Origin of the sequence: Streptomyces sp. SS7 (assembly GCF_037993025.1) — a bacterium.
GTDB lineage: Bacteria > Actinomycetota > Actinomycetes > Streptomycetales > Streptomycetaceae > Streptomyces.
In genome coordinates this window covers 6,541,707-6,562,692 of sequence record NZ_CP141223.1, presented here as the reverse complement: position 1 = coordinate 6,562,692, position 20,986 = coordinate 6,541,707, and the positions used below count along the sequence as shown (strand labels likewise).

Annotated in this window: 16 protein-coding genes and 1 tRNA gene; 4 read left to right on the top strand and 13 right to left on the bottom strand. The window is 72.9% G+C overall.

Features of this window, described 5'->3' with window-relative positions; all coding sequences use genetic code 11:
* The first annotated feature begins 126 nt into the window (after nucleotides 1-126).
* On the top strand, nucleotides 127-393 hold the full coding sequence (gene rpsT / locus U5640_RS30255; RefSeq protein ID WP_340379603.1) for a 30S ribosomal protein S20: 267 nt from the start codon (nucleotides 127-129) through the stop codon (nucleotides 391-393).
* 231 nt (nucleotides 394-624) lie between these two features.
* On the opposite strand, the gene U5640_RS30250 is transcribed toward rpsT, so the two are convergent.
* The 10 genes from U5640_RS30250 to leuS all read right to left on the bottom strand — a co-directional run bounded on the left by U5640_RS30250 (nucleotide 625) and on the right by leuS (nucleotide 13,269).
* Nucleotides 625-1,023 carry a nuclear transport factor 2 family protein gene (locus U5640_RS30250; protein ID WP_340385429.1) on the bottom strand — a complete coding sequence of 133 codons (399 nt, stop codon included), beginning with the start codon at nucleotides 1,021-1,023 and terminating at the stop codon, nucleotides 625-627.
* A gap of 124 nt (nucleotides 1,024-1,147) precedes the next feature.
* The gene (gene holA, locus U5640_RS30245) at nucleotides 1,148-2,134 is read right to left on the bottom strand and encodes a DNA polymerase III subunit delta (protein ID WP_340379601.1); all 987 of its coding nucleotides are present in this window, start codon (nucleotides 2,132-2,134) and stop codon (nucleotides 1,148-1,150) included.
* A gap of 406 nt (nucleotides 2,135-2,540) precedes the next feature.
* The gene (locus tag U5640_RS30240) at nucleotides 2,541-2,786 is read right to left on the bottom strand and encodes a hypothetical protein (protein ID WP_067244346.1); all 246 of its coding nucleotides are present in this window, start codon (nucleotides 2,784-2,786) and stop codon (nucleotides 2,541-2,543) included.
* A 42-nt stretch (nucleotides 2,787-2,828) separates the two neighbouring features.
* On the bottom strand, nucleotides 2,829-3,710 hold the full coding sequence (locus U5640_RS30235; RefSeq protein WP_340379598.1) for a YceI family protein: 882 nt from the start codon (nucleotides 3,708-3,710) through the stop codon (nucleotides 2,829-2,831).
* A gap of 87 nt (nucleotides 3,711-3,797) precedes the next feature.
* Complete coding sequence (locus U5640_RS30230) at nucleotides 3,798-4,691, bottom strand: arylamine N-acetyltransferase (protein ID WP_340379596.1); 894 nt, start codon at nucleotides 4,689-4,691, stop codon at nucleotides 3,798-3,800.
* Between the two features lie 4 nt (nucleotides 4,692-4,695).
* The gene (locus tag U5640_RS30225; RefSeq protein ID WP_340385427.1) at nucleotides 4,696-7,158 is read right to left on the bottom strand and encodes a ComEC/Rec2 family competence protein; all 2,463 of its coding nucleotides are present in this window, start codon (nucleotides 7,156-7,158) and stop codon (nucleotides 4,696-4,698) included.
* Nucleotides 7,159-7,538: 380 nt separating this feature from the next.
* Complete coding sequence (locus U5640_RS30220) at nucleotides 7,539-8,453, bottom strand: ComEA family DNA-binding protein (RefSeq protein WP_340379594.1); 915 nt, start codon at nucleotides 8,451-8,453, stop codon at nucleotides 7,539-7,541.
* A 132-nt stretch (nucleotides 8,454-8,585) separates the two neighbouring features.
* Nucleotides 8,586-9,431: a DegV family protein gene (locus U5640_RS30215; RefSeq protein ID WP_340379592.1), complete on the bottom strand. Its 846-nt coding sequence runs from the start codon at nucleotides 9,429-9,431 to the stop codon at nucleotides 8,586-8,588.
* An 83-nt stretch (nucleotides 9,432-9,514) separates the two neighbouring features.
* Complete coding sequence (locus U5640_RS30210) at nucleotides 9,515-10,231, bottom strand: hypothetical protein (RefSeq protein WP_340379590.1); 717 nt, start codon at nucleotides 10,229-10,231, stop codon at nucleotides 9,515-9,517.
* Between the two features lie 149 nt (nucleotides 10,232-10,380).
* Complete coding sequence (leuS, locus tag U5640_RS30205) at nucleotides 10,381-13,269, bottom strand: leucine--tRNA ligase (RefSeq protein WP_340379588.1); 2,889 nt, start codon at nucleotides 13,267-13,269, stop codon at nucleotides 10,381-10,383.
* 426 nt (nucleotides 13,270-13,695) lie between these two features.
* Between leuS and U5640_RS30200 the strand changes: the two genes are divergently transcribed.
* Both U5640_RS30200 and U5640_RS30195 read left to right on the top strand, forming a co-directional pair.
* Nucleotides 13,696-15,006, top strand: coding sequence for a cytochrome b/b6 domain-containing protein (locus U5640_RS30200; protein ID WP_340379586.1), 1,311 nt, complete (start codon nucleotides 13,696-13,698; stop codon nucleotides 15,004-15,006).
* Nucleotides 15,003-16,613, top strand: a complete 1,611-nt coding sequence (locus U5640_RS30195; RefSeq protein ID WP_340379584.1) for an NADH-ubiquinone oxidoreductase-F iron-sulfur binding region domain-containing protein — start codon at nucleotides 15,003-15,005, stop codon at nucleotides 16,611-16,613. Before U5640_RS30200 ends, U5640_RS30195 begins: the two co-directional genes overlap by 4 nt.
* 127 nt (nucleotides 16,614-16,740) lie before the next feature.
* On the opposite strand, the gene U5640_RS30190 is transcribed toward U5640_RS30195, so the two are convergent.
* The 3 genes from U5640_RS30190 to U5640_RS30180 all read right to left on the bottom strand — a co-directional run bounded on the left by U5640_RS30190 (nucleotide 16,741) and on the right by U5640_RS30180 (nucleotide 17,332).
* A tRNA-Ala gene (locus U5640_RS30190) sits at nucleotides 16,741-16,813 on the bottom strand.
* A 108-nt stretch (nucleotides 16,814-16,921) separates the two neighbouring features.
* The gene (locus U5640_RS30185; protein WP_003976229.1) at nucleotides 16,922-17,155 is read right to left on the bottom strand and encodes a hypothetical protein; all 234 of its coding nucleotides are present in this window, start codon (nucleotides 17,153-17,155) and stop codon (nucleotides 16,922-16,924) included.
* A gap of 3 nt (nucleotides 17,156-17,158) precedes the next feature.
* On the bottom strand, nucleotides 17,159-17,332 hold the full coding sequence (locus U5640_RS30180; protein WP_107103374.1) for a hypothetical protein: 174 nt from the start codon (nucleotides 17,330-17,332) through the stop codon (nucleotides 17,159-17,161).
* Nucleotides 17,333-17,616: 284 nt separating this feature from the next.
* On the opposite strand from U5640_RS30180, the gene U5640_RS30175 reads away from it, so the two are divergent.
* Nucleotides 17,617-20,970: a BTAD domain-containing putative transcriptional regulator gene (locus U5640_RS30175; RefSeq protein WP_340379386.1), complete on the top strand. Its 3,354-nt coding sequence runs from the start codon at nucleotides 17,617-17,619 to the stop codon at nucleotides 20,968-20,970.
* The last annotated feature ends 16 nt before the right edge of the window (nucleotides 20,971-20,986 follow it).

Sequence of the window (20,986 nt, the reverse complement as noted above, 5' to 3'; positions counted from 1 at the left end):
CCCACGGGCGGCGACCGGGGGCCGGTTTGGGCCATTCTCGGGCCCGCTGGTAGTGTGGGCAGCTGTGTCTCATGCCCTCTCAGCGCGAGGCACCAACGAATCCAGGAATTAGAAGAGGCTTATTTCGTGGCGAACATCAAGTCCCAGATCAAGCGGATCAAGACCAACGAGAAGGCTCGGCTGCGCAACAAGGCCGTCAAGTCCTCCCTGAAGACCGCGATCCGCAAGGCCCGTGAGGCCGCTGCCGCGGGTGACCTCGAGAAGGCCACCGCGCTGCAGCGCGCTGCCGCGCGTCAGCTCGACAAGGCTGTCTCGAAGGGTGTCATCCACAAGAACCAGGCCGCCAACAAGAAGTCGGCGCTGGCTTCCAAGGTCGCGACCCTCCAGGGCTGAACCCCTCTGGTCTGACCGGATCCCCCGGGATCCGAGCCGCCGGAAGGACCCAGGGCGGGCCCTCTCTCATCCGCCCCCGACCGGCACCCGAGCCCGTACGCGGCCTGCGTTCGCCACGCGGGTATGGGCTCAGCAGATTCATCAGCTCCACCAGCTCGATCTGCTTCACCTTCGTGATCCGAAGGCCCCGGCCCCGCCCTTCCCCAGGGCGGGGCCGGGGCCTTCGGCGTGTCACATCCAGAACTGGTCGACCTTCTGCATGTCCGCGACGCACTCGTCGAGGTCGGTGATCTTGTCTCCCATGATCCGGAAGACGATCCCGCCCATCTCGTCGAGGTGCTTGCCGGCCCGGTCGGCGGTGAAGTGGTGCACGGACATGACATGCCCGCGGCCGTCCACGAACAGGTTGCGCAGCTCGACGCGGAACGAGCCACCGGTCTCCGAGTAGAGCCGGCCGTAGTAGTCGTTGAGGACCGAGTCGATCCCCTTGTAGTCCCCGGAGAGCGGGTGGGAGCCCGGGACGTGGTGCGTACAGTCCCCGGTCATCAATGCGCGCAGGGTGTCCATGTCTCCCCGCTGGAAGGCTTCGTAGCCCTCGCGGACTATTTTCGCGTGCGGGTGTTCAGCCACGGCGATCGCCACCTCTCCTTGTCGGGCGATAGAGGCCGATGGGGGCCGATGCGGACCGACGGCTACCGAAGGGGGCCGAGGGGGACCGCAGGGCCGGTACGCACGATTCTCCTCTGGAGAGTGCCTAACGTCCTCTGGAGCGGGCGGCCCGCGCGATGGCGACGACCGCCTTCTCCAGCGCGTACTCCGGGTCGTCCCCGCCGCCCTTCACACCGGCGTCCGCCTCGGCGACCGCCCGCAGCGCCACAGCCACGCCGTCGGGGGTCCAGCCCCGCATCTGCTGGCGCACCCGGTCGATCTTCCACGGCGGCATGCCCAGCTCCCGCGCGAGATCGGCGGGCCGGCCGCCGCGCGCCGAGGACAGCTTGCCGATGGCCCGCACGCCCTGGGCCAGCGCGCTGGTGATCATCACGGGCGCGACACCGGTGGCCAGCGACCAGCGCAGCGCCTCCAGGGCCTCCGCGGCCCGTCCCTCCACCGCCCGGTCGGCGACGGTGAAGCTCGACGCCTCGGCCCGGCCGGTGTAGTACCGCCCCACGACGGCCTCGTCGATCGTCCCCTCGACGTCGGCGACGAGCTGCGTCACCGCCGAGGCCAGCTCGCGCAGATCGCTGCCGATGGCGTCGACGAGCGCCTGGCAGGCCTCGGGCGTCGCGGACCGCCCGGTGGCCCGGAACTCCTGCCGCACGAACGCCAGCCGGTCGGCCGGCTTGGTCATCTTCGGACAGGCGATCTCCCGCGCCCCGGCTTTGCGGGCGGCGTCCAGCAACGCCTTGCCCTTGACCCCGCCGACGTGCAGCAGCACCAGCGTGATCTCCTCGGCGGGCGCCGCGAGATAGGCCTTCACGTCCTTGACGGTGTCGGCCGACAGATCCTGCGCGTTGCGTACGACCACGACCTTGCGCTCCGCGAAGAGCGAGGGGCTGGTCAGCTCGGCGAGGGTGCCGGGCTGCAACTGGTCGGGGGTCAGGTCCCGCACGTCGGTGTCGGCGTCCGCGGCCCTGGCGGCCGCCACGACCTCCTGCACCGCCCGGTCGAGCAGCAACTCCTCCTGCCCCACGGCGAGCGTCACCGCGGCGAGGACATCGTCATTCGCAGTCTTCCTGGCCATCGGGACAAGGATGGCACGGGGGACTGACAGTCGCGTCATGCGGCTGCGGGTGGGGCCGCGGCTTGCGGTTGCGGCTGGGGCCACGGCATGCGGCTTGCGGCTTGCGGCTGCGGCATGCGGCTGCGTGGGGGGCTGCGGCATGCGGCTGCGTGGGGGGGCTGATCGCGCAGTTCCCCGCGGCCCTGGGGGGTGCAGGCTCGTCCCGCGCGGGCGGGCTTGCGGCTGCGGCTTGCGGCTGCGGCTTGCGGCTGCGTGGGGGGCTGCGGCTTGCGGCTGCGTGGGGGGCTGCGGCTTGCGGCTGCGTGGGGGGCTGCGGCTTGCGGCTGCGTGGGGGGCTGATCGCGCAGTTCCCCGCGCCCCTGGGGGTTGCAGGCTCGTCCCGCGCGGCGAGCGCGAACGCCCCCGCCTACGGCTCCTCGCGCCAGCCCTCCCACTCCGCCGCGAACTCGTCCAGGGCCTGTGCCGCGAGGCGGTCCTCCTCGTCGCGCAGCACCACCAGCCACTGCGCGTCCTCGGCGTCGTCCTCCCCGGCCAGCGCGTCCCGGACGATCAACGGCTCCTCGCGCACCCCGAACCGCTCCACGAGGGCCTGGGCCACCTCCTCCGCCGCGTCGCGGTCGGGCAGCACCAGCACATGTCTCACATCGCTCACGAAGCCATTTTCCGGCACCCGGGGACTGCTTCCGCCCGCGCCTCAGCTCTTGGGCACGATCTGCACGTCGAGCTCGACCCGGATGCTCGGCCCGACCACCGCGATCCCGCGCGCCAGCATCGTCTGCCAGCTCACGGTGAAGTCGTCCCGGTGCAGTTCGGTCCGCGCCCGGCAGGCCGCCCGCGTCTCGCCGCCCATGCCGTTGCCGAGCCCGAGGTACTCCGTGTCCAGGGTCACCGTCCGCGTCACGCCGTGCAGCGACAGCGCCCCCGTCACGGCCCACCGGCTCCCGCCCTTGTGCGTGAACCGTTCGCTGTAGAACTCCAGCGTCGGATACCGCTTCACGTCCAGGAAGTCCGCCGACCGCAGATGCTCGTCCCGCATCCGGACGTTGGTGTCGATGGAGGCGGCGTCGATCACCACGTGCATCGCCGACTGCTCCACCCGCTCCGCGATCCGCACCACCCCGGCGAAGGAGTTGAACCGCCCGTGGATCCGGGCGAGCCCGATGTGCCGCGCGGTGAACCCGATCGAGGAGTGCGTCGGCTCGATGTCCCAGTCTCCCGGCGCCGGCAGCTCCGGCGGCTGCGCCAGCTGGAGCGTCACATCGCCGAGCGAGGCCAACGCGTTCTCCCCGACCGTCGCGGTCGCCCGGTACGGGGTGAACCCCTCGGCGGAGACCGCGAGCCGGTACTCACCGGCCGGCACCGTCGTCACGAACGCCCCGAACGGATCGGTCCCGCCGCTGACGACCTTGCGCCCCAGGGTGTCGCTCACCGCGAACTCCGCGTTGCGCACGGGTTCGTTGACCGGATCGAGCACCCGGCAGCTCAGCACCCCGGCGTTCTCCGGGGTCGGGACCGCCGCGAGGGGACTCGTCCGTTGCACCCGGTTCGTACGATTTCCCATCCAGCCGCCGAACATCAACGCCACCCCTGCGCGACTTGACTCCACTTGTTGCCGAAGAACCATTCGATCACCGATGCGGCTTTCGAGGCAACACGATCCCAATTACGCCCGCGGGCCCGCTTCCGCCGTCCTCACCTCCGGCACCCGCTCCAGCACGATCCCGAACCGCTCCCGGTACACCCCGAGCACCTCCTCGTCCGACCCCAACTCCCTCTCTTCGCCCCCGCCTTCGGGCACGGTCACCTTCAACCGCCGCCCGCTGAGCGTGATCCTCCCCCCGTCCCGCGTCACCCGCGAACAGACCAGCGACCGCGTGAAGTGCGACTCCGGCGAGGTGCTGTGCCACCAGGCCCCGGCCACGAAGTCCCCGAGTGCCCTCGGCCTGACCTCCAGCCGGTACTGCGGCGAGCCGTCCCGGACGACGTCCAGATCACCCGTGACCGATGCCGTGCCCCTGCCGCCGGCCTCGCACTCCGCCTCGGACCCGGCCTCGTCGATCCGGAACACCCCACCGGGGTCCTGCTGCTCGCCCCGGTCCGCCCAGCGGAGCGGGAGATGGCTGTGCGCCCCGAAGCCCACGTCCGCCAGCCAGGTCCCGCCGTCCGCCGTCCCCACCCGGAGCGCCATGTGGTCGTAGGGGATCCCGAGCCGCCCCGGTGCCCCGAACACCCGGGCCGCCAGGAACGCGACCTCGAACCCGAGCGCCGCCAGCAGCGTCCCGAACGCGCCGTTCAGCTCGTAACAGAACCCTCCCCTGCGCTCCTCCACGACCTTCTCGACCAGCCGCCTCTCCTCCAGCACGATCCGCTCGCCGAGGTGCACCGAGAGGTTCTCGAAGGGCACGGCCAGCAGGTGGCTCAGGTGCAGTTCGGCCAGGGCGGCGGCCGTGGGCCGGGGCGGGCGGGCGGTCCCGAGGCGGCGCAGATAGGCGTCGACCAGCCGACCGTCGACGAGAGCGGCGTCCAGGTGCGCGGCATCCAGGTGAGCGGCATCCATGCCCTCAGTCTCGCGCGACCAGCGGCGCCCCGTCCGTACCCGTGACCGCCAGCGCCCCGTCCCGGTCCGTCCGGAGCACCATGGCACCTCCCGCCTTCAGCGCCGCGACCGTACTCGGGGCGGGGTGCCCGTAGGGGTTGTCCGCCCCTGCGGAGATCAACGCCACCTTCGGCGCCACCGCCCGCATCAGGTCCGGGTCCTGGAAGGCCGAGCCGTGATGGGCCACCTTGAGCACGTCCACCCGCCGCAGCGACCCGCCCGCCGGTGACCGCAACAGCGCGCGCTGGGCCGGGGGTTCGAGATCGCCGAGCAGCAGCATCCGCAGCCCGCCCGACCGTACGAGCAGGGTCACGCTCGCGTCGTTCGGTCCGTCCGGTTCCGGCGCCGGACGCGGGGGCGGCCACAGCACCTCCCAGTCGAGCGGCCCGGTCCGCCGCCGCTCCCCCGCGACGGCCCGCAGCACCGGAACGTGCCGTGCCCGCGCCTGATCCCGTACGAACTCCGCCTGTTCCGGGGGCTCCTCGAACCCCGTCGTCTCGATCGCTCCCACCTCCCGTCCGCGCAGCACCCCGGGCAGTCCGGCCACATGGTCGGCGTGGAAGTGGGTGAGCACCACGAGCGGCACCCGAGTGACGCCGAGGGTGCGCAGACACCGGTCGACGGGCTCCGGGTCCGGTCCGGCGTCCACCACCACCGCCGTGCGCGCCCCCGCCGCCAGGACCGTCGCGTCGCCCTGTCCCACGTCGCACATAGCCAGCCGCCAGCCCGGCGGGGGCCAGCCGGTGAGCACCCGGGTGAGCGGCGGCGGCCGCACCACGGCCAGCAGGAACAGCATCCCGCAGACCGCGCACAGCCACCGCCGGCCCGGCAGCCGGCCGCCGAGCAGCAGCACCGCCGCCGTGACGAGGGCGAGCAGCAGCGCCCCGGCCCAGCTGCCGGGCCAGTCCACTCCCGCGCCGGGCAGCGCCGCCCCGGCCCGCGCGATCCACGCGATCCAGCCGGCCGGCCAACTCGCGCACCAGGCCAGCGCCTCGGCCACCGGCATCGCCACCGGCGCAGTCGCCAGCGCGGCGAAGCCCAGGACGGTCGCGGGCGCCACCGCGAACTCCACGAGGAGGTTGCACGGCACCGCCACCAGGCTCACCCGCGCCGACAGCATCGCGACGACCGGTGCGCACAGGGCCTGCGCCGCCCCCGCCGCCGCGAGCGCCTCGGCGAGCCGCGGCGGCACCCTCCGCCCGCGCAACGCGGCGCTCCAGCGCGGCGCCAGCGTCAGCAGCGCGCCGGTGGCGAGCACCGACAGCAGGAAGCCGTAGCTCCGGGCCAGCCAGGGGTCGTACAGGACCAGCAGCAGGACCGCCGTCGCGAGCGCCGGGACCAGGGATCTGCGGCGGCCGGTGGCGAGGGCGAGCAGCACCACCGCTCCGCAGGCCGCGGCCCGCAGCACACTCGGGTCGGGCCGGCACACCACGACGAAGGCGAGCGTGAGCGCCCCGCCGAGCAGCGCGGTGGCCCGCAGGGGGATGCCGAGGCGGGGCGCCAGACCGCGGCGTTCGACCCGCTGGGCCAGGCCGGGCGGGCCGAGGAGCAGGGCGAGGACGATCGTGAGGTTGCTGCCGGACACGGCGAGCGTATGGGCGAGGTCGGTCTCCTTGAAGGCCTCGTCCAGTTCGGGCGTGATCCGCGCGGTGTCCCCGACGACCAGCCCGGGCAGCAGCGCCCGGGCGTCCGCCGGGAGTCCGTCGGTGGCTTCCCGCAGGCCCGCCCGCAGTCGGCCGGCCGTCCGCTGGATCGCCGACGGCTCCCGTACGACCTGTGGCATGCGGGGGCCGCGCACCCGCAGCACCGCCGCGATCCGGTCCCCTCCCGTCAGCGGCGGAGCGAGCCGCCCCGTCACCCGTACTCGGGTGGACGGCAGCAGCCGCAGCCACGGGGAGTGCCTCGCCGTCACCCGTCCGGCCGCCCGCGCGTCCACCAGCATGAGCACCGGTGTCCGTGTCGCGACCATCTCGCCTTCCGGCCCCTCGACCCTGCGGACCTCCGCGTCGATCAGCACGGAGTCCGGGACGGCGTGGTCCCCGCTGATCCGGGGCCGGGTGAGCCGTGGATCGGAGGTCAGCTCGACTTCGGCGGTCACCGTCGCGAGCCTGCCCGCCAGGTCCGGCACCGGGCCCCGCCGCAGATCCGCCCCGTGCAGTCCGGCCGAGGCCGCCGCAGCGGCGACGCAGAGCAGCGAGGCGGCCACGGTGAACCGCGCCCGGCCGCGGCCGGGGCCCCGCGCCGCCAGCAGCACGACCGCCCCGGCCAGGCAGCACAGCGCGAGGCCCACCACGATCCCCGGCGCCGCGTCCAGGGTGAGCGCCGCTGTGGCCCAGGCCGCCGCGGCGGGCGGCACCAGCCGCAGGTCGACCGGCCCCTCCTGCCGCGGATGCGCGTCACCCAGCCGCTTCCCGGACTCGGCATGCACCCGGCGCCGAGGGCGCACGGCGGGGGTGTCCGCGGGCCGCGCGAGGTCGGGGTGCGACTGGCCGGGGCGTGGGGGGCCCTGGCATGGGGGGTCCTGGCGTGGGCGGTCCCGGCGTGGGCGCTCAGAGCGCGCGCCGTCGAGCCGGGCGTGCTCGGACCGAACGCCGCCGGGCCGCGCCGCGTAGGGCCCCGCACCGCCAGGCCGAGCACCACCGGACCGAACGCCGCCGGGCCGCCCCGCATCGGACCGCGCACCGCCAGCACGAGCACCATCGGGCGGAACGCCACCGGACCTGACGCCGCCAAGCCGCCCCGCGTCCGGCCGCGCCCCGCCCCGTCCTCCCCGACCCGGCGGAAGCGGCTCCGGCTCCTCGCTCGGGCTCATGGGCGGACCAGGTTGCGCAGATCGGCGTAGCGGCGCTCGCCGATGCCGTCGACCTCGCGCAGTTCGTCCACGGAACGGAAGCCGCCGTTCCGGGTGCGGTGGTCCACGATGTGCTGCGCCAGGACGGGGCCGACGCCCGGGAGGGTGTCGAGTTGCTCGACGGTGGCCGTGTTGAGGGAGACGGGGGCCGAAGGCGCGCCCGGCGCCGCACCGAGTCCCTGCGCTGTCGCGGGCTCCGGTGGGGCGGGTCCGCCGACGACCACCTGTTCGCCGTCCACCAGGAACCGTGCCCGGTTGAGGCCCTCGGTGCTGGTCCCCGGCCGCACCCCGCCGGCCGCGCTCAGCGCGTCGACGAGCCGGGAACCGGCGGGAAGCCGGTGGATGCCCGGCTTGCGGACCTTGCCGCTGACGTCCACCACGATCTCGGCCCCGGGCATTGCGGTGGGGGACGCCTCGGCCGCCGCCCGCACCACCTCCGGGGGCCGGACCGGTTCGGCGCGCCCCGTCCAGAAGTGGTGCGCGGCGAAGCCGACGGCGACGACCAGGACCGCCGTCAGCGCGAGTGCGCCGGCGCGTTCCATCCCGCAGCGCGTCTGCACCCACACCGGCATCCGCTCCCGCAGGGCCGACGCGAGCCGCTCCCGTCGGCCGCCGGCCCGGCCGGCGTCGAGCGCCGACCGCTGCGGCTCCTCGGGCGGCCCTTCCCGCACCTCACCGACAGCGACACCGACATCGTCCTCCTCGTGCCGCTCGCCGTCGTCGGCGCGCGCCGCGAACAACGCCTCAGCCCGTCGGCGCAGTTCCTCCGCCGACGCCTGACGCGTGCGGCCGTCGGAGCCGGGCGCCCGGCCGGGGCCGCTGGTGGCGTGGTGGGTGCGTGGGCGTGTGGTCGAGCGTGATCGAAGTGCCATGCCCCGAGGATCGGACACCTCACCGAATCGCGATGATCTTGCACAATTCCCGGGGAATACTCCCCAGTTGTGGAAAACTCCACCACCCGCACGGGTGAGGAGAAGAGCCTCTGCGGCCCCGTCTGTCGCGTTCTATCGCGGTGAGACCACCACTCCCAGCAACCCGGGCCCCGTGTGTGCCCCGATCACCGCCCCGACCTCGCTCACATGGAGGTCCGCCACGCCGGGCACCCGGGCCCGCAGCCGGTCCGCAAGCGCCGACGCCCGTTCGGAAGCGGCGAGATGGTGCACGGCGATGTCGACCCGGGCGCTCCCCGCACGGTCGGCGCCCAGCTCCTCCAGCCGGGCGATGGCCCTGGACGCCGTACGCACCTTCTCCAGGAGGTCGATGCGGCCCGCGTCCAGCTGGAGCAGCGGCTTCACCGCGAGGGCGGAGCCCAACAGGGCCTGGGCGGCGCCGATCCGGCCGCCGCGGCGCAGATAGTCGAGGGTGTCGACGTAGAAGTAGGCGGCGGTGCCGTCGGCCCGTTTCTCGGCGGCGGCGACCGCCTCGTCCACGGTGCCGCCCGATTCGGCGGCCTCGGCCGCGGCCAGCGCGCAGAAGCCGAGGGCCATGGCCACCATGCCGGTGTCCACCACCCGCACCGGCACCGGCGCCTCCCGTGCCGCGACGACCGCCGCGTCGTAGGTGCCGGAGAGTTCGGCGGACAGGTGCAGGGAGACGATGCCGGTGGCGCCGGCCTCGGCGGCCTTGCGGTAGGTCTCGGCGAAGAGCCGGGGGCTGGGGCGCGAGGTGGTGACGGGGCGTCGCTTCTGCAGTGCCTGGGCCAGGGAACGCGTCGAGATCTCGGTGCCCTCTTCCAGGGCCTCGCCGCCGAGGACGACGGTCAGGGGCACCGCGGTGATGCCGTGGCGCTCCATCGTCCCCTGCGGCAGGTAGGCCGTTGAATCCGTGACGATCGCGACATGGCGGGACATGAGCTGGAGGTTACCTGGCGTAGCGCGTGGACGGCAGCCCGGCCCCTCTCGCCTGGACATGCCTTGACCGAATCCGGTAGGGATCACATACCAGACGTCTCCGGGCGGGGCTTCTTCTGCCAGGGGTAGGTGGGGCGCGGCCCGGTCGGGTCGATCGCGGGCCGGGCGGGCTCCTGCGCTGCGGGCTCCTCCTGGGTCCGGGGTCGCGCCTGCGGCCGCGGGGTCCGGGAGGTCTGCGGCGTCTGGGCGGTGTCCTCGGTGGTCCAGTGGCGCAGGGCGCCGGTCTCCACGTCGATCTGGGCGCTGAGGTGGTCCAGGTCGTCCTCGGCGAAGCGACCGGCGCGGTCGCGGGCGGCCCAGCGCAGGGAGTCCGCCGAGCCGATGACACGCTCGGTGCGCTCGCGCACCTGCGGCAGCCGCTCGGCGAGCCTGGCCCGGTCGGGCTCGGACTCCAGCCGCTTGAGCTCGCCGTCCAGTTCATGGCCGTGGGCGCTGAGCCGCTGGAACAGGCCGAGGGACTCCCTGAGGGACTCGTCCTCCGCGACGCCCGCGCGCAGTGCGTCCTGGGTGGCCCGCATCGAGGTGCGCAGCTTGAGCCGGAGCTGGGCGATCTCGCCGACCGGTCCGGGCTGGGCGAAGGACTTGGCCCGCAGGGTGTGGTCCTCGACCGTGCGGCGGGCCTGGTCGATGGTGCGGTCCACCCCGCGCTTGGCGGCGCCGACCGCCTTCACCGTCGCGTAGACGCCGAGCACCGTGAGCAGCACGAAGAGCAGGGCGACGACTGCGATCACTGCTTCCACGAACTCCTCCTACGACGACCGGCATCCGTCTTCGAATGCTTCCCCCAACAAACGGTAAACGAGACGGGCAGGCCCGGAGTTCCGACAGAACCCCGAACCTGCCCGCACCCGTCCCCTAGGGGACGACGATCGTCCGGTGGGCCGGCGGCTCACGCCGGAACGATGTTCACCAGCTTCGGCGCCCGCACGATCACCTTGCGGATTGCCGCCCCGTCCAGCGCCTTGACGACGTTCTCGTCGGCCAGGGCGACCTTCTCCAGCTCCTCGTCGGAGATGGCCGGGGACACCTCCAGACGGGCCTTGACCTTGCCCTTGACCTGGACGACGCAGGTGACGCTCTCGTCCACGACGTACGCCGGGTCAGCGACGGGCAGGTCCTGGTGGACGACCGAGTCGGTGTGGCCCAGCTTGCGCCACAGCTCCTCGGCGATGTGCGGGGCCAGCGGGGCGATCAGCAGCACCAGGGCCTCGGCGACGGTGCGCGGCAGCGCCCCGCCCGCCTTGGTGAGGTGATTGTTCAGCTCGGTGATCTTGGCGATGGCGGTGTTGAAGCGCAGGCCCTCCAGGTCCTGGCGCACGCCGTCGACGGCCTTGTGCAGCGCGCGCAGGGTGGGCTCGTCGGGCTCGGCGTCGACGACGGTGACCTCGCCGGTGGTCTCGTCGACGATGTTGCGCCACAGGCGCTGCAGCAGCCGGTACTGGCCGACGACCGCGCGGGTGTCCCACGGGCGGGAGACGTCCAGCGGACCCATGGCCATCTCGTACAGCCGCAGGGTGTCGGCGCCGTACTCGGCGCAGATCGTCTCCGGGGTGACGGAGTTCTTCAGGGACTTGCCCATCTTGCCCAGCTCGCGCTTGACCGGCTCGCCCGCGTGGAAGTAGCCGCCGTCGCGCTCCTCGATCTCGGTGGCCGGCACCGGGAAGCCACGGCTGTCACGGTAGACGTAGGCCTGGATCATGCCCTGGTTGAACAGCTTGTGGAACGGCTCGGCGGACGAGACGTGCCCCAGGTCGAACAGGACCTTGGACCAGAAGCGGGCGTACAGCAGGTGCAGCACGGCGTGCTCGGCACCGCCGACGTACAGGTCGACGCCGCCGTGCGGGCGGCCCTCGCGCGGGCCCATCCAGTAGCGCTCGATCTCGGGGTCGACCAGCCGCTCGCTGTTGTGCGGGTCCAGGTAGCGCAGTTCGTACCAGCAGGAACCGGCCCAGTTGGGCATGGTGTTGGTCTCGCGGCGGTACGGGCGCGGGCCACGGCCGTCGCCCAGGTCCAGGGTGACGCTGACCCAGTCCTCGTTGCGGGAGAGCGGGGTCTCCGGGGAGGTGTCCGCGTCGTCCGGGTCGAAGGTGCGGGGCGAGTAGTCCTCGACCTCCGGCAGCTCCAGCGGCAGCATCGACTCGGGCAGGGCGTGGGCGACGCCGTCCTCGTCGTAGACGATGGGGAAGGGCTCGCCCCAGTAGCGCTGGCGGCTGAACAGCCAGTCGCGCAGCCGGAAGTTGACGGTGCCCCGGCCGATGCCCTTGCGGGCCAGCCACTCGGTGACGCGGGCCTTGGCCTCGGCGACGGGCAGGCCGTCCAGGGAGATGTCGTCGTTGGAGGAGTTGATGATCTTCGCGTCGTAGGACGTGAAGGCGGTCTCCCAGGTGGCGGTGTCGGTGCCGCGGCCGTCGGTCGGCTCGACGATGCAGACGATCGGCAGCTCGAAGGCGCGCGCGAACTCGAAGTCGCGCTGGTCGCCGGCCGGGACGGCCATGATCGCGCCGGTGCCGTAGCCCATCAGGACGTAGTCGGCGATGAAGACGGGGATCCGCTCGCCGTTGACCGGGTTGGTCGCGTAGGCGCCGGTGAAGACGCCGGTCTTGTCCTTGGCCTCGGCCTGCCGCTCGACGTCGGACTTGGAACCGGCCTGGGCGCGGTAGGCGGCGACGGCCTCGGCGGGGCTGTCGTGTCCGCCGGTCCACACGGGGCGGGTGCCCTCGGGCCAGGCGGCCGGGACGAAGGTGTCGACCAGCGGGTGCTCGGGCGCCAGGACCATGTAGCTCGCGCCGAACAGGGTGTCGGGGCGGGTGGTGAAGACCGTGATGTGCTCGCCGTCGACGGGGAAGTCGACGCGGGCGCCCTCGGAGCGGCCGATCCAGTTGCGCTGCTGCAGCTTGATGGCCTCGGGCCAGTCCAGCGCGTCCAGGTCGTCGAGCAGGCGGTCGGCGTACGCCGTGATCCGCATGTTCCACTGGCGCAGCTTGGCCTTGAAGACCGGGAAGTTGCCGCGCTCGGAGCGGCCGTCGGCGGTGACCTCCTCGTTGGCCAGGACGGTGCCCAGGCCGGGGCACCAGTTGACCGGCGCGTCGGAGGCGTAGGCCAGCCGGAAGCCGCTCAGCACGTCGGCGCGCTCGGTGGCGGTCAGTTCGTTCCACGCGCGCGTGTCGCCGGGGACGCCGCGCTCACCGGACTCGAACTGGGCGATCAGCTCGGCGATGGGGCGGGCCTTGGCCGCCTCGTCGTCGTACCAGGAGTTGAAGATCTGCAGGAAGATCCACTGGGTCCACTTGTAGTAGTCCGGGTCGATCGTGGCGAACGACCGGCGCTTGTCGTGGCCCAGGCCCAGCCGGCGCAGCTGGGACTTCATGTTGGAGATGGCGGCCTCGGTGGTGACCCGGGGGTGCTCGCCGGTCTGCACGGCGTGCTGCTCGGCGGGCAGGCCGAAGGCGTCGAAGCCCAGGGTGTGCAGGACGTTGTGGCCGGTCATGCGCTGGAAGCGCGCGAAGACGTCGGTCGCGATGTAGCCCAGGGGGTGGCCGACGTGCAGGCCCGCACCGGAGGGGTACGGGAACATGTCCATGATGAACTTCTCGGGGCGGGCCACGGCCGCGGGGTCCCCCGCCAGGTCGCCCTTGGGGTTGGGCGCGGCGTAGGTGCCCTCAGCGTCCCAGAAGTCCTGCCAGCGTGCCTCGATGTCGGCGGCCATGGCCGCCGTGTAGCGGTGTGGCGCGGCATCCGCCGCCATGCCAGGGGCGGCAGCGGGGTTCGTCTCGCTCATGATCCTCAAAGCTCCATCGATCGTCTCTGCCGACTGCTGCGACGTCCCGGACTTCCCGGAAACGAAAAATCCCCTCGCACAGGAGGGGACGCCGCGCCGATGCCGAACCGTCCGGTCCACCGGCGTTCGGGACTGATCAGCGCGGCCCGCTAAGCAGAAGGCGTACGGCACGCATGGCGCTAGGGTACCGCAGGGGTTGAGCAAGCTGCGACGGACTTACGTATGACCTACGGACACCGGGCACACCCGGCCGAAGTTGAACAAAGGTCAAGGATTACTTCGCGTAACAGCAACTAAAGGGACATCGTCCCGCCCAGATGGTCACTTGATAACAACGCAATAACTCAAACCTCGTACCCATCGGTATGGAGCCGCTTAGAGTTCGGCAGCGGGACCGCTTTCCCGAAACTGCTCGGAGTTGCCCCCATGAACCCTCTTCTCAACAACAGCTCGATCCCCAAGGCCGGCCGGTCGGCCTACGGGGTGGCCTCGGCTGTCGTCCTGGTCCTCATACCCGTGGTCGTGCTAGCCGGCGGGGACCAGGTCCAGTCCTTCCTCAACTTCGGCGCGGGCGTCCTGTCGCTGGTGTGCCTCACCTGCTCGGTCATCTGGGGTCTGGTCGCCCAGGACCGGCTGATCCTCAACACCCGCCAGCGCATCATCGCCCAGGGCATCCACCGGGTGACCGCCGTCGGCTCGATCGCCTTCCTGCTGGTGCACATCACCGTCAAGATCGCGCTGCAGCACACCGTCCTGCTCGCCGCGCTCATCCCGTTCTCCCAGGGCGTCACCGGGATCGGCTTCCTGATCGGCCTCGGTTCCCTGGCCGGCCTGCTCATGATCTTCGTCGGCATCACCGGCGCCCTGCGCAACCAGTTCGCCGCCCCCGCCGAGGTCGCCGCCCGCTGGCGCGCGATGCACATGCTGGCCTACCCGGCCCTGTGCGCCGCGCTCATCCACGGGCTCTACGCGGGTCGCGCCGCCAAGCCGTTCTTCATGATCTCGTACCAGCTCTGCCTGGTCGGCGTCATCGCCGCCCTGCTGCTGCGGGCCGCCCCGCGCGAGTTCAAGCGCAAGGTCGCCGACCAGATCACGATGATGATGGGCACCCGGGACCGTTACGCCATGGAGGACCTGGAGGCGTCCCGCGCGCGGATGGCCGAGGGCGACTACGACCGCCCCTCCCGGCCCTCCAGGGCGGCCCGGGACGAGGGCAGGGACCGGGACCGGGACGCCGGCCGCGGGAACCCGCAGACCTCCTCGCTGTTCGGCATGCCGGCCGGCGCCGACACCGGCGGCGGGTACGCCGCCGCCTACCGCTCCGCCAACACGCCCGGCGCGCAGCAGCCGTACGCCGGTGCGGCCGACCAGACCGCGCGCATGAACATGGCCACCGACATGCAGGCCACGGCCGCGATGCCGCGCATGGACACCGGTGGCAGCACCTCCGGCAGCTGGCCGATCCCCTCCCCGCCGCCGGTCGGCGAGGCGCCCCCGTCGGCGTACGACCCGATGCAGGACACCGGGTTCAACATCCCGGTCTACGGCAATTCGGGCAACCCGGGGTACGGCGGACGTGATGTGTACAACACCGGTGAGACGAACGCCCAGTACGGCGCGTACAACTCGAACGACACGTACAACAGCGGTCCCGCCAGTGCACCAGCGCCCGGAGCGTCCACGGACAACCCGGGTTCGGGCGAACCTTGGAACACGCCTTCCGGAGGCTATAGGTGAACGAGGCCCTGCCCGACGTCCCAGAAGTCCGCGTGGTCGGCCTTCCGCAGCTCACGTCGGGCTTCGACCTTGTCGAGAGACTTGACCTGCCCATGCACCTCAAGGTGCACGGGCCGCTCGAACCCATGGGCGGGGAGAAGCTCGCGCAGCTCTCCGAACGCATCAACCTCAAGGGACGCGGCGGCGCCGGCTTCCCGTTCCACAAGAAGCTGCGCTCGGTCGCCGACGCGGCGATCAAGCGCGGCGTACGGCCGGTCGTCGTCGTCAACGGCAGCGAGGACGAACCGGCCTGCCGCAAGGACACGGTGCTGATCAACCGTGCCCCGCACCTCATCCTGGACGGCGCGCTGCTGGTGGCGGAGGCCCTGGGTGCCCGCACGCTCGTGGTGGGGGTCACCCGGGAGTCGACCGAGCGCTCCATGGAGGCCGCCCTCGCCGAGCGGGGCCTCGGCACCGGCCGCCGCTCGGCGCTGAAGGCGTTCGTCCAGCGCAACCCGATCCGCATGGTGACCGGCGCGGCCGCCTCGCTGATCCGCTCCATCGACGGCGGCCCGGCGATCCCGCCCGGCCGCAAGACCAGCGCCTCGCAGAGCGGCGTCGGCGGCGCGCCGACCCTGCTGTCCAACGCCGAGACGTTCGCCCAGCTCGCCATCGCCGCCCGCATCGGCCCCGAGCGCTACGGCAACACCGGCCTCTACGACGAGCCGGGCACCGTCATGCTCACGGTCTCCGGCGCGGTCGCCCGTCCCATGGTGATCGAGGTCCCCACGGGCGTCCCGCTGCGGTACGTCCTGCAGCTGGCCGGCGCCCCGCCGGTGCCGCAGGGCGTGCTGACCGGCGGCTACCACGGCCGGTGGATCGACGCGGCGACCGTGAACGAGGCGGTCGTCTCGCGCAATTCGCTGGACGCGGTCGGCGGCGCGCTGGGCGCCGGCGCGATCCTGCCGATCAGCCAGGAGACCTGCCCGCTGGGTGAGTCGCTGCGCGTGGCGCAGTGGCTGGCGGACGAGAGCGCGGGACAGTGCGGTCCCTGCTACCTCGGCCTGCCCGCCGCGGCCCGCGGCATGGAGGACATCATCAACGGCGGCGGGCCGGCCGCGCTGGAGGCCCTCAAGCAGGTCGCCAAGAACGTCAAGCGGCGTGGGGCGTGCTCGCACCCCGACGGCTCCGCGATGTTCCTGGAGTCGACCATCAAGGCGTTCACCGACGACCTCGCGGCGCACGTCCTCGGCAACGGCTGCGGACGGCCGGTGGAGGGCGTGCTCCCGCTCTTCGAGGAGGGCATGGCCCCGGCGGCCATCACGAGCGGCGGGGCTCCCCAGGACAGCGGCGACAGCCGTCAGAAGATCTTCGTCGACTGGACCCTGTGCCGGGGCCACGGTCTGTGCGCGGACATCCTGCCGGAGGTCTTCCAGCTGGGCGCCGACGGCTTCCCGACCGTGGCCCAGGCGAAGGTGCCGCGCTACGCGGAGGCGAAGGCGCTCCGGGCGGTACGCCGCTGCCCGGCGCTCGCCCTGCGTCTGGAGGAGGACACGCGCGGTTCCGCGCCCGCCAAGAACCTCCCGGTGCTCTCCCAGGGCCGCGGCCGGCGCGCGCTGGGCCGCTGACGTCGGACACCGGAAGGGGCCGCCCGGAAACGGGCGGCCCCTTCGGCGTCGTACGAAAGCGCGCCATGACGGAACACAAAGAAAGATCCCGCCGGTTCGAATCCGAACCGGCGGGATCTTTCTCTTGTGGAGCTAAGGAGAATTGAACTCCTGACCTCCTGCATGCCATGCAGGCGCTCTACCAACTGAGCTATAGCCCCTTGCTTTGTTCCGCCCGGTTTCCCTGGCGACGACGCCAACATTACACGGTCCGGGGGGTGCACCACCAAATCGTTTCCGTTCTGTCCGAATTGCCCGGTAATTGCCGGTCAGGCCGTCACGAACGAATAGAACCGCTTGAGCGTGCAGTGCTCCTCGAGCAGCCGGCCGTAGATCGGCTCGCCCTCCAGCTCGCGGTACGTCTCGATGGGGTCGCCTTTTATGATCAGCGCCCGTGCGCATTCCTCGCACCAGTACTGGTAGTCGGGGTTGACCGGCTCCATGTCACGGACGATGGGGGTGCCGCTGCCGCACCAGTCGCACTTCCGCCTGTGTGCACCCATGGGTCAGCTCCAGCTGTGGCCGCAGGCCGTGCACACGTAGGAGATCCCGCCGTTGTCGCCGAGGACCTGGGCCACGAACGCCGAACCGCAGGAAGGGCAGCTGAGCCGGGTGGCCTTGCCCCGTGTCAACGCCGCTCCGGAGAGGTGGCCGACCTCTCCGAGGATGCTCGCAGGCATCGCTACTCCCTCCCGTCGGGCCGCGCCCCCTTCCGGCCGTTTGATTCTGCCACGGCCGGGCCAATACGGTCAGCGACGCCTCAGTACCAGTCCGGACACGGCAGCGCGTCCGCAGAGGTATACGCCCGGCGGAGCCGTTCCGACTCAAGCACGCCGCCGACACGGCGACGGAATATCCCGGAGGGCTTTGCCCCGCAGCGGGGACTCCGGAATCCTTGGGTCGCCACCGCGGAGAAGCACCACGACAGCTTCGCGTCCGATCCAACTCTCGAGCGGAGTCAACAGTGATCGACCTGCGGGTGCTGGGACCGGTGCGGGCCCTGGCCGGCCGGCACGACCTGGACATCGGGCACGCACGGCAGCGCAGTCTGCTGGCGATCCTCCTGGTGGACGTGAACAACGTGGTGCCCACCGAGCGGCTCACCTCGCTCATGTGGGACGACCGCCCGCCGCGGGGGGCGCGCAACGCGCTCGCGGGGTACGCCGCCCGGCTGCGCAAGGTACTGGCCGCGGCACCCGGCCGGCCGGTCCTGGCGTCCGAGGCCAACGGATACGTGCTGCGGGTCGCCCCCTCGGCCGTGGACCTGTGCCGCTTCCGGGACCTGACGGCCCGGGCCGCCGAGGCGGGGGACGCCGAGGAGCGCTCCCAGCTGCTGGCGGCCGCGCTGGCGCAGTGGTCGGGCGCCGCGCTCGGCGACCTGGACGGCAGCCACGTCGACTCGCTGCGCACGACGCTGGAGGGCGAGCGGCAGACGGCCCTGCTGGAGTACTACGACACCCGATTACTGCTGGGCCGGCCCCAGGAGATCGTGCCCCCGCTGCAGCAGATGACCGAGGAACGGCCCTACGACGAGGAGCTGGCGCTCCGGCTGATCCGGGCCCACCGCGACAGCGGGAACCCCGCGGCGGCACTGCGCACCTACGAGGCCGTACGGTCCCGGCTCGCCAGGGAGCTGTCGACGCGCCCCGGCGAGGCGCTGCGCCGGGCCGGGGAGCAGCTGCTGCGCCCCGCGCCGCACCCGGCGGGCGAGGCCGCCGGCGCCCCCGTCGCGTCCCGGGCGCGCGAACGGCTGCGGATGCCGGTCAGCAGCGGCTACTTCGCCGGCCGGGCGCGTGAACTGGACGCCTTGGACGAGCTGTTGACGTCCCCGCGGGAGGCGGGCGGGTCGCAGGGCACGAACCTCGCCGTGATCAGCGGCATGGCCGGGGCGGGCAAGACGACGCTCGCGCTGCGCTGGGCCCAGCGGGCGGCCGACGCCTTCCCCGACGGGCAGCTGTTCGTGCCGCTGCGGGGCCACGAGCGGCATCTGCCGCCTCTCGAACCCTCCGAGATCCTCGTCTCGGTGCTGCTCGCGCTGGGCCTGCCCGCCGCGGACATCCCCTTCGGGCTCGACGAGCGGGCCGCGCGGTACCGGACGCTGCTCGTGGGCCGGCGGGTGCTGCTCGTCCTGGACGACGCGGCGAGCCCCGAGCAGGTACGTCATCTGCTGCCGCCGAGCGTCGACGGCAGCGCGGTCCTGGTGACCAGCCGGGAACGGCTGCCCTGGCTGACCGCGGCCTACTTCGCCGGCGAGGTGCTGCTGGACGCCCTGGACGACGCGTCGGCTCTGGAACTGCTGACGTCGCTGGTGGGCCGCGCCCGGGTGGCGGAGGAGCCGGAGGCGGCCACCGGGATCGTCCAGGCGTCCGGCCGGCTGCCGCTGACCGTGCGGCTCAGCGGCGCCTATGCCGCGAGCCATCCCGACGAACCGCTGGGCCTGCTGCTCGCGCACGTCCCGACGACGGACGGGGCGGACGCGCACGGGGCGATGGGCCGGGCGCTGGACCTGTCGTACGGCAAGCTGACCGAGGTGCAGCGGCGGGTGTTCCGGCAGCTGGGTGTGGTCCCGGGGACGGAGTTCGGCCGCGAGACGGTCGGGGCGCTCGCGAACTGCCCGTTCGCCGTGCTGGAGGAGGCGATCGGGGCGCTCGTACGGGCCAACCTGCTGGCCGAGTACGGGCCGCGGCGCTACCGGATGCACGACATGGTCAAGGAGTACGCGGTGGGGCGCGCCGCCGAGGAGGACCCGTGGGAGGTGCGCCGGGACGTCCTGCTGCGGCTGCTGGAGTGGTACCGGGAGGCGGTGGAGCGGGCCAGTCTCGCCGACGGGATCCAGATGTCGGGGGTGCACCGGGGGGCGGTGGCGGCGCTCATGACGGGGGGCGGACGGCCGCGGACGACGCCCTGTACGGCGGGTGCGGCGGGCGCGGCGGGCGGCCGGGCCGGGGACGCCGCCGCGCGGAAGGGCACCGGCACCGACATCGACGTGGCCTGGCTGGACCGGGAGAAGACCAATCTCTGCGCGGCCATCAGGCTCGCCTCGGAGCTGGGGCTCGGACCGGCGAGCTGGCGGCTGGCCGACGCGATGCTGGGCTACATACGGCTGCACCCGGGCGGCGACGACTGGTCCGCGGCGGTGGAGGCGGCGCAGCGGGCGGCCGCCCGCTCGGGTCATGAGCGGGCGAACACGGCGATGCTGCTGAACGTCGCCGACTCACGCTACCGGGAGGGCCGGTACGAGGCGGAGCGGCAGCGGGCCCGGGAGGCGCTGGCCGTGAGCCGGGGCGCGTCGTGGCGGGCCGGCGAGGCGCTGTCGTTGGCGGTGCTCAGCCGGACGTACTGGTCGGTGGGGGTGCTGGGCCTGGCGGACCGGTACATGCGGGCGGCCCTGCGGATCCACGAGGAGCTCGGTGATCTCGCGGGGCAGGCGAACGCGGTGGCCCGGCTGGCCCGCAACGCCTATGACGCCGGTCGCCCCGGGGCGGCGCTGAGCGGCTTCCGGGACGCGCTGCGGCTCGCGGAGCAGTCGGGGTCGCGGTTCGGGCAGATCCGGCTGCCGGCCTACGTGGCGCTGTCGCTGCGGCAGTTGGGGGAGCACGCGGAGGCGCAGGAGTGGTGCGAGCTGGCGATCCTGACGAGCCGTGAGATGGACTTCCACGAGGGGGTGGCGATCGCGCTGTCCTGCCGGGCGGAGCTCTTCGGTGACGTGGGCGCGCACGCCGAGGCGGTGACCTCGGCGCGCGAGGCGCACGTGGCGATCCCGCATCTGTCGGACCCGCGCATCGAGGCGGACTGTCTGATCCGGCTGGGCAGTGTGGAGGCCGCGGCCGACCACCCCGAGCTGGCCATGCGCAGCTTCGGCAGGGCGCTGGTCATGGCGGAGCAGGTCAACTACCCGCAGGCGGCGGCGCGGGCGCAGGCCGAGAGCGCGGCGGCGTACGTGCGGCTGGGCCTGTACGAGGAGGCGCTGGCGGCCTGCCGGCGCGCCCGGCGCGTCCTGCGGGGCTGTGACATGCGGCTGGTCCGGGCGCAGACCCTCATGGCGGAGGCGGACTGCGCCCTGGCCTCGGGCCGGTGCGCGGCCGCGATCGCCGCGTACCGGCGGGCGGCCGCGCAGTACCGGGCGGCGGGCCACCGCCTGGGCGAGATCCGCGCCCTGCTGTCCTGGGGCCGCGCCGCCGCCACGGCCCCCGACCACGGTCACCCGGCCCGCCTGTGGAAACACGCCCTGCGGCTGGCCGATCCCCTGGCGGTTCCGGAGGCGGACACGTTGCGCACCCTGCTGCACCACACCCCCACGGCGGCGACGCCCACCTGAGCCCGCCGGCGCGGGG